The organism is Serratia sp. EC4, from assembly GCF_059652115.1.
In genome coordinates this window covers 587,940-600,270 of the sequence record NZ_JBNIDE010000003.1, presented here as the reverse complement: position 1 = coordinate 600,270, position 12,331 = coordinate 587,940, and the positions used below count along the sequence as shown (strand labels likewise).

General features: G+C 60.6%; 14 protein-coding genes. 6 read left to right on the top strand and 8 right to left on the bottom strand.

All coding sequences use genetic code 11. The features are described 5' to 3' along the window. The first annotated feature begins 10 nt into the window (after positions 1 to 10). The 4 genes from potH (at position 11) to rlmC (ending at position 3,599) form a co-directional block, all read left to right on the top strand. Positions 11 to 973 carry a putrescine ABC transporter permease PotH gene (gene potH / locus ACP39K_RS13140; RefSeq protein ID WP_016928361.1) on the top strand — a complete coding sequence of 321 codons (963 nt, stop codon included), beginning with the start codon at positions 11 to 13 and terminating at the stop codon, positions 971 to 973. Further along, the gene (gene potI / locus ACP39K_RS13135) at positions 970 to 1,815 is read left to right on the top strand and encodes a putrescine ABC transporter permease PotI (protein WP_016928360.1); all 846 of its coding nucleotides are present in this window, start codon (positions 970 to 972) and stop codon (positions 1,813 to 1,815) included. Before potH ends, potI begins: the two co-directional genes overlap by 4 nt. Positions 1,816 to 1,919: 104 nt before the next feature. After that, positions 1,920 to 2,399, top strand: a complete 480-nt coding sequence (locus ACP39K_RS13130; RefSeq protein ID WP_028127974.1) for a YbjO family protein — start codon at positions 1,920 to 1,922, stop codon at positions 2,397 to 2,399. Positions 2,400 to 2,468: 69 nt separating this feature from the next. Further along, positions 2,469 to 3,599, top strand: a complete 1,131-nt coding sequence (gene rlmC / locus ACP39K_RS13125) for a 23S rRNA (uracil(747)-C(5))-methyltransferase RlmC (RefSeq protein WP_497008567.1) — start codon at positions 2,469 to 2,471, stop codon at positions 3,597 to 3,599. 32 nt (positions 3,600 to 3,631) lie between these two features. Here rlmC and artJ (ACP39K_RS13120) read toward each other — a convergent pair whose 3' ends face one another. From artJ (ACP39K_RS13120) to ACP39K_RS13095, 6 genes are all read right to left on the bottom strand, one after another. Then, a complete protein-coding gene (gene artJ, locus ACP39K_RS13120; RefSeq protein ID WP_016928355.1) occupies positions 3,632 to 4,366 on the bottom strand; it encodes an arginine ABC transporter substrate-binding protein in 735 nt (244 codons plus the stop codon). A gap of 199 nt (positions 4,367 to 4,565) precedes the next feature. Further along, complete coding sequence (gene artM, locus ACP39K_RS13115; RefSeq protein WP_033637817.1) at positions 4,566 to 5,234, bottom strand: arginine ABC transporter permease ArtM; 669 nt, start codon at positions 5,232 to 5,234, stop codon at positions 4,566 to 4,568. Then, complete coding sequence (gene artQ, locus ACP39K_RS13110) at positions 5,234 to 5,950, bottom strand: arginine ABC transporter permease ArtQ (protein ID WP_028127976.1); 717 nt, start codon at positions 5,948 to 5,950, stop codon at positions 5,234 to 5,236. The genes artM and artQ overlap by 1 nt, the downstream gene beginning before the upstream one ends. Before the next feature lie 9 nt (positions 5,951 to 5,959). Continuing rightward, a complete protein-coding gene (gene artJ / locus ACP39K_RS13105; protein WP_004928409.1) occupies positions 5,960 to 6,691 on the bottom strand; it encodes an arginine ABC transporter substrate-binding protein in 732 nt (243 codons plus the stop codon). A gap of 32 nt (positions 6,692 to 6,723) precedes the next feature. Next, entirely contained in the window at positions 6,724 to 7,452 is a 729-nt protein-coding gene (gene artP / locus ACP39K_RS13100) for an arginine ABC transporter ATP-binding protein ArtP (RefSeq protein ID WP_142590589.1), read from the bottom strand. Between the two features lie 262 nt (positions 7,453 to 7,714). After that, positions 7,715 to 8,257, bottom strand: coding sequence for a lipoprotein (locus ACP39K_RS13095; RefSeq protein ID WP_033640830.1), 543 nt, complete (start codon positions 8,255 to 8,257; stop codon positions 7,715 to 7,717). A 159-nt stretch (positions 8,258 to 8,416) separates the two neighbouring features. On the opposite strand from ACP39K_RS13095, the gene ACP39K_RS13090 reads away from it, so the two are divergent. Next, a complete protein-coding gene (locus tag ACP39K_RS13090; protein ID WP_004928400.1) occupies positions 8,417 to 8,740 on the top strand; it encodes a heavy metal-binding domain-containing protein in 324 nt (107 codons plus the stop codon). Between the two features lie 49 nt (positions 8,741 to 8,789). On the opposite strand, the gene ACP39K_RS13085 is transcribed toward ACP39K_RS13090, so the two are convergent. Beyond that, positions 8,790 to 10,271, bottom strand: coding sequence for a DUF3300 domain-containing protein (locus ACP39K_RS13085; RefSeq protein ID WP_497008566.1), 1,482 nt, complete (start codon positions 10,269 to 10,271; stop codon positions 8,790 to 8,792). A gap of 187 nt (positions 10,272 to 10,458) precedes the next feature. Here ACP39K_RS13085 and ACP39K_RS13080 point away from each other — a divergent pair, with 187 nt between their 5' ends. Next, entirely contained in the window at positions 10,459 to 11,295 is an 837-nt protein-coding gene (locus ACP39K_RS13080; RefSeq protein ID WP_016928349.1) for an N-acetylmuramoyl-L-alanine amidase, read from the top strand. Here the strand turns inward: ACP39K_RS13080 and ACP39K_RS13075 are convergent, their stop codons facing one another. After that, the gene (locus ACP39K_RS13075) at positions 11,296 to 12,306 is read right to left on the bottom strand and encodes a 3-beta-hydroxysteroid dehydrogenase (protein ID WP_004928393.1); all 1,011 of its coding nucleotides are present in this window, start codon (positions 12,304 to 12,306) and stop codon (positions 11,296 to 11,298) included. Positions 12,307 to 12,331: the final 25 nt, after the last annotated feature.

The window sequence follows — 12,331 nt, the reverse complement described above, 5'->3', positions numbered from 1 at the left end:
AGTAACCCGTATGTCCCTGCTTTCTGAACGCACGCCGGAACCGCCGGCCAAAACGCCGGCCACCCTCAAGGCCTTGTTCCATCGCCTGCTGATGGCTCACGGCCGCAAGCTGGTAATCGCATTGCCGTATTTATGGCTGACGCTGCTGTTTATGCTGCCGTTCCTGATCGTGTTCAAGATCAGCCTGGCGGAGCTGGCGTTGGCGGTGCCGCCTTACACCGAGCTGATGAGCTGGGTGGACGGTAAGCTGAACATTGCGCTCAACTTCGCCAACTATCTGCAGCTGACCGACGATCCGTTGTATATCGATGCCTACCTGCAGTCGCTGCGCGTGGCGGCGGTCTCGACGCTGTGCTGCCTGATCATCGGCTATCCGCTGGCCTGGGCGGTGGCTCACAGCAAAGCGTCGACCCGCAACATTCTGCTGTTGCTGGTGATCCTGCCTTCCTGGACTTCGTTCCTGATCCGCGTTTACGCCTGGATGGGGATCCTGAAAAACAACGGCACGCTGAATAACTTTCTGATGTGGCTAGGGGTGATCGACCAACCGCTGGTGATCCTGCACACCAACCTGGCGGTGTATATCGGCATCGTTTATTCCTATCTGCCGTTTATGGTGTTGCCGATTTACACGGCGCTGATCCGGCTGGATTACTCGCTGGTGGAGGCGTCGCTGGATCTGGGGGCGCGGCCGCTGAAAACCTTCTTCAGCGTGATCGTGCCGCTGACGCGCGGCGGCATCATCGCCGGTTCGATGCTGGTATTCATTCCGGCGGTGGGGGAGTTCGTGATCCCGGAACTGCTCGGTGGGCCGGACAGCATCATGATCGGCCGCGTGCTGTGGCAGGAGTTCTTCAATAACCGCGACTGGCCGGTGGCCTCGGCGGTCGCCACCATCATGCTGCTGTTGCTGATCGTGCCAATTTTGTGGTTCCACAAACACCAGAACAAGGAAATAGGGGGGCAGGAATGAACAACTTGCCGGTAGTGCGTTCACCGTGGCGCATCGCCATCCTGACGATCGGTTTTACCTTCCTGTATGCGCCGATGCTGATGCTGGTGATCTACTCCTTCAACAGCTCCAAGCTGGTGACGGTGTGGGCCGGTTGGTCCACGCGCTGGTATACCGAACTGTTCCACGATTCGGCGATGATCAGCGCGGTGGGGCTCAGCCTGACCATCGCTGCCGCCTCCGCCACCGCCGCGGTGGTACTGGGGGCCATCGCCGCCGTGGTGATGGTGCGATTCGGCCGCTTTCGCGGTTCGACCGGCTTCGCGTTTATGCTGACCGCGCCGCTGGTGATGCCGGACGTGATCACCGGTCTGTCGCTGCTGCTGCTGTTCGTGGCGATGGGGCATGCCTTCGGCTGGCCGTCGGAGCGCGGCATGTTTACCATCTGGCTGGCGCATGTCACCTTCTGTACCGCTTATGTGGCGGTGGTCATCAGCTCACGTCTGCGCGAGGTGGATCGCTCGATTGAAGAGGCGGCAATGGATCTGGGGGCGCCGCCGCTGAAGGTGTTCTTCGTCATCACCTTGCCGATGATTGCGCCGGCGCTGATCTCCGGCTGGATGCTGGCGTTTACCCTGTCGCTGGACGATCTGGTGATCGCCAGTTTCGTCTCCGGCCCGGGCGCCACCACGTTGCCGATGCTGGTGTTCTCCAGCGTGCGCATGGGGGTGAATCCGGAAATCAATGCGCTGGCCAGTCTGATCCTGCTGGTGGTGGGCATCCTCGGCCTGATCGCCTGGTGGTTTATGGCGCGCTCGGAAAAACAACGATCGCGTGAATTGCAGCGGGCGGCCCGTAGCTGAATCGTAACAAACCTGCTATTTTTGCAATCAATAAGTATTGCAACTAACTACCTGACTTTACATGCGCCACCTGTATAGGTGGCGCGTCGTAGCGGAACACGGATATGTCAGACATGCTGAAAAGCGGGCAGGGAATGGGATCGACTTCGGATGCGCCGGTGCCGGTGATGGTGGCGGGCACCGCCATGGTGGCGATCAAGTGTATCAGCGTGGTGCTGCTGCTGGGCGAGCTGGGCGTTGACGGCGCGCAGGAATTCGTCAACACCAGCGCGCAGGCGTGGGATTCCACCTTTATCTTTCTGGCCGGCCTGATGCTGCTGTGCCTGCAAATCAGCTGCGGCTTTGCGGTGATGCGCGGCCGCAATTGGGGGCGCTGGGGCTATGTGGCCTGCCAGTGCATCGTGGTGCTTTATCTGCTGTTGGCCACCATCGGCAGCGTCTTCCCCGAGGTGTTCACCGTGGAGGGGGAAACCAGCGGCCAAATCCTGCACGTTCTGATCCTGCAAAAGATCCCCGACGCGGTGATCCTGGCGTTGCTGTTCGTTCCTGCCGCCAGCCGCCGCTTCTTCACCGCGCGCAAGTGAGATTTTAGGCGCGCGGAGTGGTAAACTCTGCGCCCTTAATTCGTCATCCTGAACTTCACGGTAATCTTCATGCATTGCGCTTTGTATACGGCGGGCACCTGCCGTTCCTGTCAGTGGCTGGAAAAGCCCTATCCGCAGCAACTGGCCGACAAACAGCATCACCTGCACTCGCTGCTGGCCGGGCGCGACGTCGCGCAGTGGCTGCAGCCGGCGGCGGGGGAACTGAGCGCATTTCGCAATAAAGCCAAGATGGTGGTCAGCGGCAGCGTGGAGCGCCCGCTGCTCGGCATGCTGCACCGCGACGGCACGCCGGTCGACCTGAGCGATTGCCCGCTGTATCCCGCCGGCTTTGCGCCGATGTTTGCGGTGCTGAAAAGCTTCATCGCCCGCGCCGGCCTGACGCCGTATAACGTGGCGCGCAAACGCGGCGAGCTGAAATACCTGCTGCTGACCGAAAGCACGCTCGACGGCGGCGTGATGCTGCGCTTCGTGCTGCGCTCGGAAACCAAGCTGGCGCAGCTGCGCGCCGCGCTGCCATGGCTGCAGCTGCAGCTGCCGCAGCTCAAGGTGATCTCCGCCAATATTCAGCCGGTGCACATGGCGATCATGGAAGGGGAGCGCGAGATCGCGCTGACCGAACAGCAGGCGCTGGAGGAACAGTTCAATCAGGTGCCGCTGTTCATCCGTCCGCAAAGCTTCTTCCAAACCAACCCGCAGGTGGCCGCCGAACTGTATGCCACCGCCCGCGACTGGGTGCGCGCGCTGGGTATCGACAGCATGTGGGATCTGTTCTGCGGCGTCGGCGGTTTCGGCCTGCACTGCGCGCAGCCGCAAACGCGGCTGACCGGCATCGAAATCAGCGCGGAAGCGATCGCCTGCGCGCGCCAGTCGGCGCAGCGGTTAGGGCTATTGCAGGTAGATTTTCAGGCGCTCGACTCCACCCGCTTCGCCACCGCCGAAGGCCAGGTGCCGCAGCTGGTGCTGGTTAACCCGCCGCGGCGCGGCATTGGCCAGGCGCTGTGCGACTACCTGAGCCGGATGGCGCCGGACTATATTCTCTATTCCAGCTGCAACGCCGAGAGCATGGCGAAAGATATCGAGGCGTTGCCGGGGTACCGCATCGAACGGGTGCAGCTGTTCGACATGTTCCCGCATACCGCGCACTACGAAGTGTTGACGCTGCTGGTGCGGCGTTTATAAAACATAAGGCCCGGTTATCCGGGCCTTATTGCTTACTGCGGGAACCATTTGTCGTTGATGGCTTTGTAGGTGCCATCGGCCTTGATGGCGTCCAGCGCGGCGTTCAGCTTGGCCAGCAGCGCCTGGTTGTCCGGGCGCACCGCGATGCCGAGACCGGTGCCGAAGTATTGCGCATCGGTGATGTGCTCGCCGACTGGCGCCAGCTGCGGGTTGGTTTTCAGCCACTCGTTCACCACGGCGGTGTCGCCGAACACGCCGTCGATACGGCCGTTTTTCAGCTCCAGAATGGCGTTCTGGTAGCTGTCGTAAGAAACGGTGTTAATCTCCGGGTGCTTGTCCTGCATGTATTTCTGGTGGGTGGTGCCGTTTTCCATGCCGAGCTTTTTGCCTTTCAGATCCGCCAGCGAGCTGAACTTGCCTTTTTGCGCGATCACGATTGCCGAGTTGGCGTAGTAAGGCTGGGTGAAAGCGACCTGTTTGCTGCGTTCCGGCGTGATATCCATCCCGGAAATCACCGCATCGTATTTCTTGAATTTCAGCGCGGCGATCAGGCTGTCGAACGCCTGGTTGGTGAAGGTGCACTGCGCCTGCATCTGCTTGCACAGCGCGTTGGCCAGATCGATATCGAAACCGACGATCTGGTTGTTGGCGTCGAGTGATTCGAACGGCGGGTAGGTGGCGGAGGCGGCGAAGCGGATAGTCTCGGCAGCGGCGGCGTTAAAGGTCATCCCGGCCAACATCGTCGCGGCAAGCAGCAGTTTTTTCATGCGTAGAGCTCCTGTCTGGATCCTGAAAGTGATTATTCGCTATCGTTTGTTTTTACTGGTAATCGCCAGAGGTTTTTGTGCGAATGCCTGTTGTTAACCCTGCCATTGAGTGAATTAAAATGCAATATAAATGATTAAGTATTGCATTGAGGGGTAAAAAAAGCCCCGCACAATGGCGGGGCTCATGGGGGCGGCGCCCTCAGTTACGGCGCTCAAACGCCAGCGCGCGGCGCTCCACCAGCCGCATCAGCAGCGTCAGCAGGCCATTGACGCACAGGTACACCAGGCCGGCGGCGCCGAACACCATCACGTCGTAGGTGCGGCCATACATCAGCTGGCTGTAGCCCATCACTTCCATCAGCGTGATGGTATAGGCCAGCGAGGTGCTTTTGAACACCAGCACCACTTCGTTGGAATAAGACGACAGCGCGCGTTTGAAGGCAAACGGCAGCAGGATACGCAGCGTCTGCCGGCGCGACATACCCAGCGCTTCGCACGACTGCCATTGCCCGGCCGGAATGGCGCGCACCGCGCCGTAGAACAGCTGTGTGGTGTAGGCCGCGCTGTTCAGCGCCAGCGCTATCATCGCGCACAGCCAGGGCTGCGACAGCAGGTTCCACAGCCACGGATAGTCGCGGATCGCCGGAAACTGACCGGGGCCGTAGTAGATCAGGAAGATCTGCACCAGCAGCGGCGTGCCGGTGAACAGCGTCACGTAGATCTTGACCAGCGGCGTCAGGATTGGCGTTTTCAGCGTCAGGATCACCGTCAGCAGCAGCGACAGCACCAGCGCGACGATCAGCGCGGCGACGGTCAGCGTCAGGCTGGTATGCAGCCCTTTGAGGATTTCCGGCAAATACTCAATCATCAGACCGGCCCCCGCTCAAAGCGCGTGGCGCGCAGCTCAATGCGTTTGATGACGTATTGGCTGAACAGCGTCACCAGCAGGTAGATGGCCGCCGCGATCACATACCAGGTAAAAGGCTCCTGGGTGCGGGTGGCGATGCTCTTGGTTTGCAACATCAGATCGTTCACGCTGATCAGCGACACCAGCGCGGTGTCTTTCAACAACACCAGCCACTGATTGCCGAGGCCGGGCAGGGCGTGGCGCCACATCTGCGGCATGATCAGGCGAAAGAAGATCGCCGCCTTACTCAGTCCAAGCGCTTGACCGGATTCCCACTGCCCCTGCGGTACCGCTTTGAGCGCGCCGCGCAGCGTCTGCGAGGCGTAGGCGGAATAGAGCAAGGCCAGGGCGATCACCCCGCACAGGAACGGGCTGACTTCGAAATTGTCGATCGCCAGCTGAATCGGCAGTTGGAACAGACCGAGGTTGAGGGTAAAGCCGTCGGAGAGCATCAGCAGCAGCTGCGACGAGCCGAAATAGATAAACAGCACCACCAGGATTTCCGGCAGGCCGCGCAACACGGTCACCCAGGCGGTGCCGAGCCAGCTGACCGCTTTCCAGCGGGACGATTCCCATACGGCGAACAGCATCGCCAGAATCAGCCCGAGGATCAGGGCGCAAACGGCAAGGCCGACGGTCATGCCGGCGGCGCTTGCTAAAGGTTGTAATTCATTCATTTGGGCGTATTACTGCTGGAACCATTTTTTGTAGATGGTTTCATAGGTCCCATCCTGCTTGATCTTGTCCAGAGCGGCGTTGAACTTGCCCTGCAGATCGGTGTTCTTCTGGCGCACCGCGATGCCGAGGCCGGTGCCGAAGTAGTCTTTGTCGGTCACTTTGGCGCCCACTGCCGCCAGCGCGTCATTCTGCTTCAGCCACTCGTTGACCACCGCGGTATCGCCGAACACCGCATCAACGCGGCCGTTCTTCAGATCCAAAATGGCGTTCTGGTAGCTGTCGTAAGGCACGGTGGTGATTTCCGGGTGCTTGTCGGTCAGGTATTTTTGGTGGGTGGTGCCGTTTTGCACGCCCACTTTCTTGCCTTTCAGCGCCGCCACGTCGGCGATTTTGCCTTTCTGCGCGATGAACAGCGCCGAGTTATCGTAGTAAGGCTTGGTGAACAGCACCTGCTTCTCACGCTCCGGCGTAATGTCCATGCCGGCCATCACCGCATCGAAACGCTTGAACTTCAGGCTCGGGATCAGGCTGTCGAACGCCTGGTTGGTGAAGGTGCACTCGGCCTGCATCTCTTTGCACAGCGCGTTGGCCAGATCGACATCAAAACCCTGAATTTTGTTGCCGGCGTCAATAAATTCAAATGGAGGATAGGAGGCTTCGGTAGCGAAACGGATGGTTTCGGCTGCGGAGGCGGAAACGCTGATGCCGGCCAGAACGGCGGCGATTATTAGTTTTTTCATCGCAAAATCCCCAAATTACAGCAAGTTAATTGTTAGTGTGATAAGTAGTTGGCAAACTCGGTGGTCTGTGGCTGCGCAAAGTGGCTGCTGTCGCCTTGCTCCACCACGTGGCCGTTTTCCATGTACACCACGCGGCTGGCGGTCTTGCGCGCCACTTCCACTTCGTGGGTGACGATCACCTGCGTGATGCCGGTGCCGGCCAGTTCGCGAATGATGCTGACGATCTGAGCGGTGATTTCCGGATCCAGCGCCGCGGTCGGTTCATCGAACAGCAGCACCTGAGGTTCCATCATCAGGGCGCGGGCGATCGCCACGCGCTGCTGCTGGCCGCCGGAAAGGTGCAGCGGGAAGCGATCGGCGAAGTCGGTCAGGCGCAGACGCTTGAGCAGCTTGTCGGCGCGCTCCATCGCCTGAGCCTTGGTCAGACCCAGCACGCGGCAAGGCGCCTCGATCAGGTTCTGAACCACAGTGAGGTGAGGCCACAGGTTGTATTGCTGGAAGACCATGCCGACGTTTTGACGCAGTTCGCGAATGGCTTTCTCGCCCGGCGCCTGTTTGAAGTCGAATTGGTTGCCGGCGATCTGTAGTTGGCCCGAACGCGGCATTTCCAGCAGGTTCAGCACCCGCAGCAATGAGCTTTTCCCGGCGCCGCTTGGGCCAAGCAGCACCAGGGTTTCCCCGGCTGGACAATCCAGCGTGATGTCAAACAGCGCCTGGTGAGCGCCGTAATAGCAATTGATACCGTTAAGTTGAATACTCATGCGCCAGAATTGAATAGACATTGATGCCGCAAATGTTAACTTCCACAGAATACTTATGCAATCTTTGTGCGTTAAAATTTATGAGTGTGCGGCGGGACAGTAAAAGATTAGCACAAGATACCGCGACTCAAGCCGAGGGAGGGGATTTGTGGCGCAGGCTGTGATATCGGTAGCGAAATTTTTTCTATTGGACGAAATTTGAGCGGCGGCGGACAGCGGGGATGACCGACGCGGCAAGCCCGCGTCGGCCGGGGAAGGCGGGTTACTGGTTTTCCAGCACCTGGCGCACGCTGCCGTTGGTGGCGTGCGCTGGAACATTCAGGTAGCGAATATCATCAACCACCCAGCAGGTGCCTTCGCGCACCATCAGCACTTCGTCTTGCCAGTTCACGGTGCTGTTGGCGTCTTTCTGGTAGCTCAGATCAACGCGCAGCGGGATGTTCTTCGCATCGGTGTTAGGAATGGTCGAGGCGCTGGCGACGGAGGCGTTGCTTGGCCCTTGCGCATTGCCGGAGAACAGATCGCCGGTTATCCGGTGCTTGCCCGGGTTTTGAGCGGCGCTGGCCAGATCCTGATACAGCACTTTGCTCAGATAGGGCTGCAGCTGCGCCAGGCGGTTGCTGTCCGGCAGGCCGGCGCCCTGCTGGATGCGCAGGTCATAGAACTTTTGCGCGACCGTATCCGGGCCGCCTTCCACACAGCTGCCGCTGCGGGTGCCGATATCCTTGTATGCCGGTTCCACCGTGGTACAGGCACTCAGCAACAGCGCTAAGGGTAAAACAGCCGCAATCGTTTTTGTTTTCATCTTATTACCTTATGTGAAAGTCTCTACCATGAAGACCGATAGCTTACAGTATAAATGCGTTTTTTGGCCTTGCATTCGTACTGCGTGCCATTGATTAAGCGAACATAACGCCAATCTTCTGGTCATAGATACGTTGAATTAATCAAACAAGGAATTCTGATGCAGCTTTCAACTACCCCGACCCTGGAAGGGTTCACCATTACCGAATACTGCGGCGTCGTCACCGGCGAAGCGATCCTCGGCGCCAACATTTTTCGTGATTTCTTCGCCGGCGTGCGCGATATCGTCGGCGGCCGCTCGGGCGCTTATGAGAAAGAGTTGCGCAAGGCGCGCTTGATTGCGTTCGAAGAGCTAGAAGATCAGGCAAAAGAGCTGGGCGCCAACGCGGTGGTCGGCATTGATATCGATTATGAAACCGTTGGCAAAGACGGCAGCATGCTGATGGTGACCGTCAGCGGCACCGCGGTGAAAGTCAGCCGCTAACGCCATTCTCCGCGCCCCGGCCGTTTCGCCGGGGCGACATCCTGTAGGTTCATCCCACCTTGTGCTGCTCGACGATCGGGCGGTGTTCCTGCGGTTTCACCGGCGCCGGCGCTTGGCGATGCGGCATCGGCTGAACGGACGGCTGGTGGATCTGCGGCGCCGGGGCAGGATGCGGCATGATGCGCGCTTGCGGCACAGGTGCCGGGCGCACTAACGCCGGATGCAGCGTTGCGGCCGGTTCGCGCGCCCCCGGCTGAACGACGTGCGGCACTATCTGAACCTGGGGGTGCACGGCGGATGGATGCACCGGCGCAGCATGCACGGCCATCGGCTCCTGCGCGTGGGGCGCCGCCGGCGCGGTATGCGTGAACGTCGGCATGCTCCTCGGCTGTTGCTCATGGGGCGCGTTGACCGACTGTTGCACGTGCGGCGCGGCCGCTACCGGCTGGGTGTGCGCAAAGGTCGGCAGGGTCATCGGCGCATGGGCCGCAGGCGCGACACGCGGCTGCGCGTTAGGCGTCGGCGGGTTGAAATGCGGCGTCGGCGCGTCGGTCGTATTGTTGTAGTTATTCACTGTATGGATGCTGCGATTCACATTGTTCACGTTGTTATATTGGTTGATGTTGGTGACGCGATTCACCACGGTGGTGGAATGCGATATGTAAGGCGCATCGCGGTAGACCACCGGTTGGCGTCGATCGTCCCAGCGCATATCCCAGTTGTGCCAGCCGCTGTTGTGCTGATTGAACAATGAGGCGACCGCAATGCCGACACCGAAGCTGATCACGCCGGCCGCCAACATGTCGCCGCCGCTGTAGCCCGAAGGTTGATACCGATAGCTCGGATAAGCTGGGATCGGCGTGCCGTAGGCCACCCAGGGATCGTAATGCGGGACGTAAACCGTATCCGGCTGGCTGGGTTCGATGACGATGGTTTCGCCCGGCGCCGCCACCACGCGCTGGCGATAGGGCTGCTGCTCAACGTAACGGGTGGTGGGGGCCACGACGATGCGCTGCTGCGGGGTGTTTTTCAGCGTGCCTTGGCTGGCCGCCCGTTGACGCATCACCTGAATGGCGTTCATCACGTCGGTGGGATCGTTCAGGTAGGCGCTGCCCAGGGCGGTGGTCCAGGGGATGTTTTTCGCCATTTGATCGAGCACGTCGGGGAATTGCACCAGGCCGCGCACGCTGGGATCCCAAGGCTGAGCGTCGGCCGCTGAGCTGAGCGCCGCCGGTTGCAACCCGCGGTTTTGCGCCAGCCAGGCATCCGCGGCGCTGATTTGGTCAGGATAACCCGCGCCGGCCAACACCTGCGCCAGCAGCTTGTCGGGGAACAGCGCCACCGGGCTGACCAACTGGTACAGCTGGTCGGCGGTCAGCGGCGTATAGGCCGGCGCGCTCACATTGGCGGCGGATGCAGCCGAGGGCGGTGCGCTTGCGCCCATCGCGTCAGCGACTTTTTGCCGATCGCAGCCGCTTAGCGGCAGCATGGCGGCACAGAGCAACCAGGACAGATAGCGTGGCGTGAACATGTTCGACTCCGCTCTTTCGGCGCAGATGATACTTTGAGACTATCATGGGCGGGAAAGGCCGCCAGTCGGGAGCAACACTCGCTTGCACATCGGCGTTGTCTGTCATTATTTCTCGACGAACGTGATGATTGGATACAGGTCAATCGCGTCGCGTTACATCTCTCACGGACGCCAATCAGGAGGATAAGTGAAAATTTGGCCAGGGATCATCGCCGCCGCGCTGTTGGCGGGGTGCCAAAATCCGCAACAGGACACGCTCGTCGATCGCGGCGCTTACCAGCTCGAGACGCTGCACCAGGCGCAGGGCGCCGATCGGCGCATTCGCTTTCTGGTGATGCACTATACGGCGGAAGACTTTCATTCATCGCTGAAAACGCTGACCGATGAACACGTCAGCGCGCACTACCTGTTGCCGGCGCATCCGCAGCGCGAACACGGCAAACCGACGGTGTACCGGCTGGTGCCGGAAGCGATGCGCGCCTGGCATGCCGGCGCCAGCGCCTGGCGCGGCCGCAGCAACCTCAACGACACCTCGATCGGCATCGAAATCGTCAACAAGGGGTTCACCCGCAGCATGCTGTTCACCCATTGGCAGCCTTATACGGCGGAGCAGATCGCCGTGCTGATCCCGCTGAGCCGCGACATCATCCAACGCTATGGCATCCAGCCGCAGGACGTGGTGGGGCACAGCGACATCGCGCCGCAGCGCAAACAGGATCCCGGCCCGCTGTTCCCCTGGCGGCAGTTGGCGCAGGCCGGCATCGGCGCCTGGCCGGACGAACGAGACGTGCAGCGTTTGCTGGCGGGGCGCGATCGCCATGCGCCGGTGCCGATGACGCCGCTGCTCGATAAGCTGGCGCGTTACGGCTACGCGGTTGATGCGTCATGGGATGCGCGGCAGCAGCGCAATGTGCTGGCGGCGTTTCAGATGCATTTCCGGCCCGACGATGTGCGCGGTGAGCCGGATGCAGAGAGTGAGGCGATTATCGATGCGCTGCTGGTGAAGTACGGCGCGTGGCGTTGATTACAGGCCGTGCAGTTTGCCGTGATCTTTCAGCCAGCGGGCGGTGCGTGCGATGCCTTCTTCCAGCGAGACGATCGGCTGATAGCCCAGCTCTTGCTGCGCGCGGGTGGTATCGAGCGTGAGGTCGAAGTTGAGTTTGGCGACGCCGTAGTGGGTCAACACCGGCTCCTTTTCGCTTTTGCTGCCCAGGCGCTCCATGCCGCGCGCCATCATGTCGAGCATCGGGTAGGGGACGGAGCGGATGCGACACTTCATGCCCAAATCGTCGATCAGCTGCTGCACCACGGTGCGAAGCGGACGCGGCTGCTGGTTGGTGATGTTGTAGGCGCGGCCGGACGGCGTGTCTTCTTTTAGCGTCGCCAGCCACATGGCGTGCACCGCGTTCTCCAGATAGGTCATGTCCACCATCGCCGCGCCGCCGCGCGGCAGCAGCAGGTTGCCGTAGCGTTTGATCATTTGCAGCAGCCGCGGCAGCATCACCTTGTCGTGCGGCCCGAACAATCCCTGCGGGCGCAGAATGGTGAAATGGGTCTGCGGATTGGACAGCGCCAACTGCTGGATCACTTGCTCGCCGGCGGCCTTGCTGCGCGCGAACTCATTGGCGTAGCGCTGCGGGCGGAAGTCTTCGGTTACGTTGCGGTGATGGTGGTAATCAAAATAGATCGCCGGGGAAGAGATGTGAATGAACTGCGCCACGCCATAGGCCGCCGCCCATTCGCCGAGGCGGCGGGTGGCGCGGACGTTGGCCAGTTCGAAGGCTTCTTCGGTGCCCCAGGGCGAGGTAAAGCTGGAACAGTGCCACAGCACGTCGACGTCCGCCAGCATCGCCTTGGCCTGCGAAGAGATCAGGTTGGTGAGATCGGCATGAATGAACTCCGCGCCCATTTTTTCCAGCAGGCCGCCCATCGCCTGGTTGCGGCCGGTGGCGCGCACTTTGATGCCCTGACGGCGCAGATATTCAACGGCGTTACGGCCTAACCCACTGGTGGCACCGGTGACCAATACCTTCATAACGGACTCTATTCTCACCCAAAAT

What these genes read in the sequence shown, in the direction of transcription:
- potH (WP_016928361.1), top strand. Translation starts at nt 11, where the DNA reads ATGTCCCTGCTTTCTGAACGCACGCCGGAACCGCCGGCCAAAACGCCG.
- potI (WP_016928360.1), top strand. Translation starts at nt 970, where the DNA reads ATGAACAACTTGCCGGTAGTGCGTTCACCGTGGCGCATCGCCATCCTG.
- ACP39K_RS13130 (WP_028127974.1), top strand. Translation starts at nt 1,920, where the DNA reads ATGTCAGACATGCTGAAAAGCGGGCAGGGAATGGGATCGACTTCGGAT.
- rlmC (WP_497008567.1), top strand. Translation starts at nt 2,469, where the DNA reads ATGCATTGCGCTTTGTATACGGCGGGCACCTGCCGTTCCTGTCAGTGG.
- artJ (WP_016928355.1), bottom strand. Translation starts at nt 4,366, where the DNA reads ATGAAAAAACTGCTGCTTGCCGCGACGATGTTGGCCGGGATGACCTTT.
- artM (WP_033637817.1), bottom strand. Translation starts at nt 5,234, where the DNA reads ATGATTGAGTATTTGCCGGAAATCCTCAAAGGGCTGCATACCAGCCTG.
- artQ (WP_028127976.1), bottom strand. Translation starts at nt 5,950, where the DNA reads ATGAATGAATTACAACCTTTAGCAAGCGCCGCCGGCATGACCGTCGGC.
- artJ (WP_004928409.1), bottom strand. Translation starts at nt 6,691, where the DNA reads ATGAAAAAACTAATAATCGCCGCCGTTCTGGCCGGCATCAGCGTTTCC.
- artP (WP_142590589.1), bottom strand. Translation starts at nt 7,452, where the DNA reads ATGAGTATTCAACTTAACGGTATCAATTGCTATTACGGCGCTCACCAG.
- ACP39K_RS13095 (WP_033640830.1), bottom strand. Translation starts at nt 8,257, where the DNA reads ATGAAAACAAAAACGATTGCGGCTGTTTTACCCTTAGCGCTGTTGCTG.
- ACP39K_RS13090 (WP_004928400.1), top strand. Translation starts at nt 8,417, where the DNA reads ATGCAGCTTTCAACTACCCCGACCCTGGAAGGGTTCACCATTACCGAA.
- ACP39K_RS13085 (WP_497008566.1), bottom strand. Translation starts at nt 10,271, where the DNA reads ATGTTCACGCCACGCTATCTGTCCTGGTTGCTCTGTGCCGCCATGCTG.
- ACP39K_RS13075 (WP_004928393.1), bottom strand. Translation starts at nt 12,306, where the DNA reads ATGAAGGTATTGGTCACCGGTGCCACCAGTGGGTTAGGCCGTAACGCC.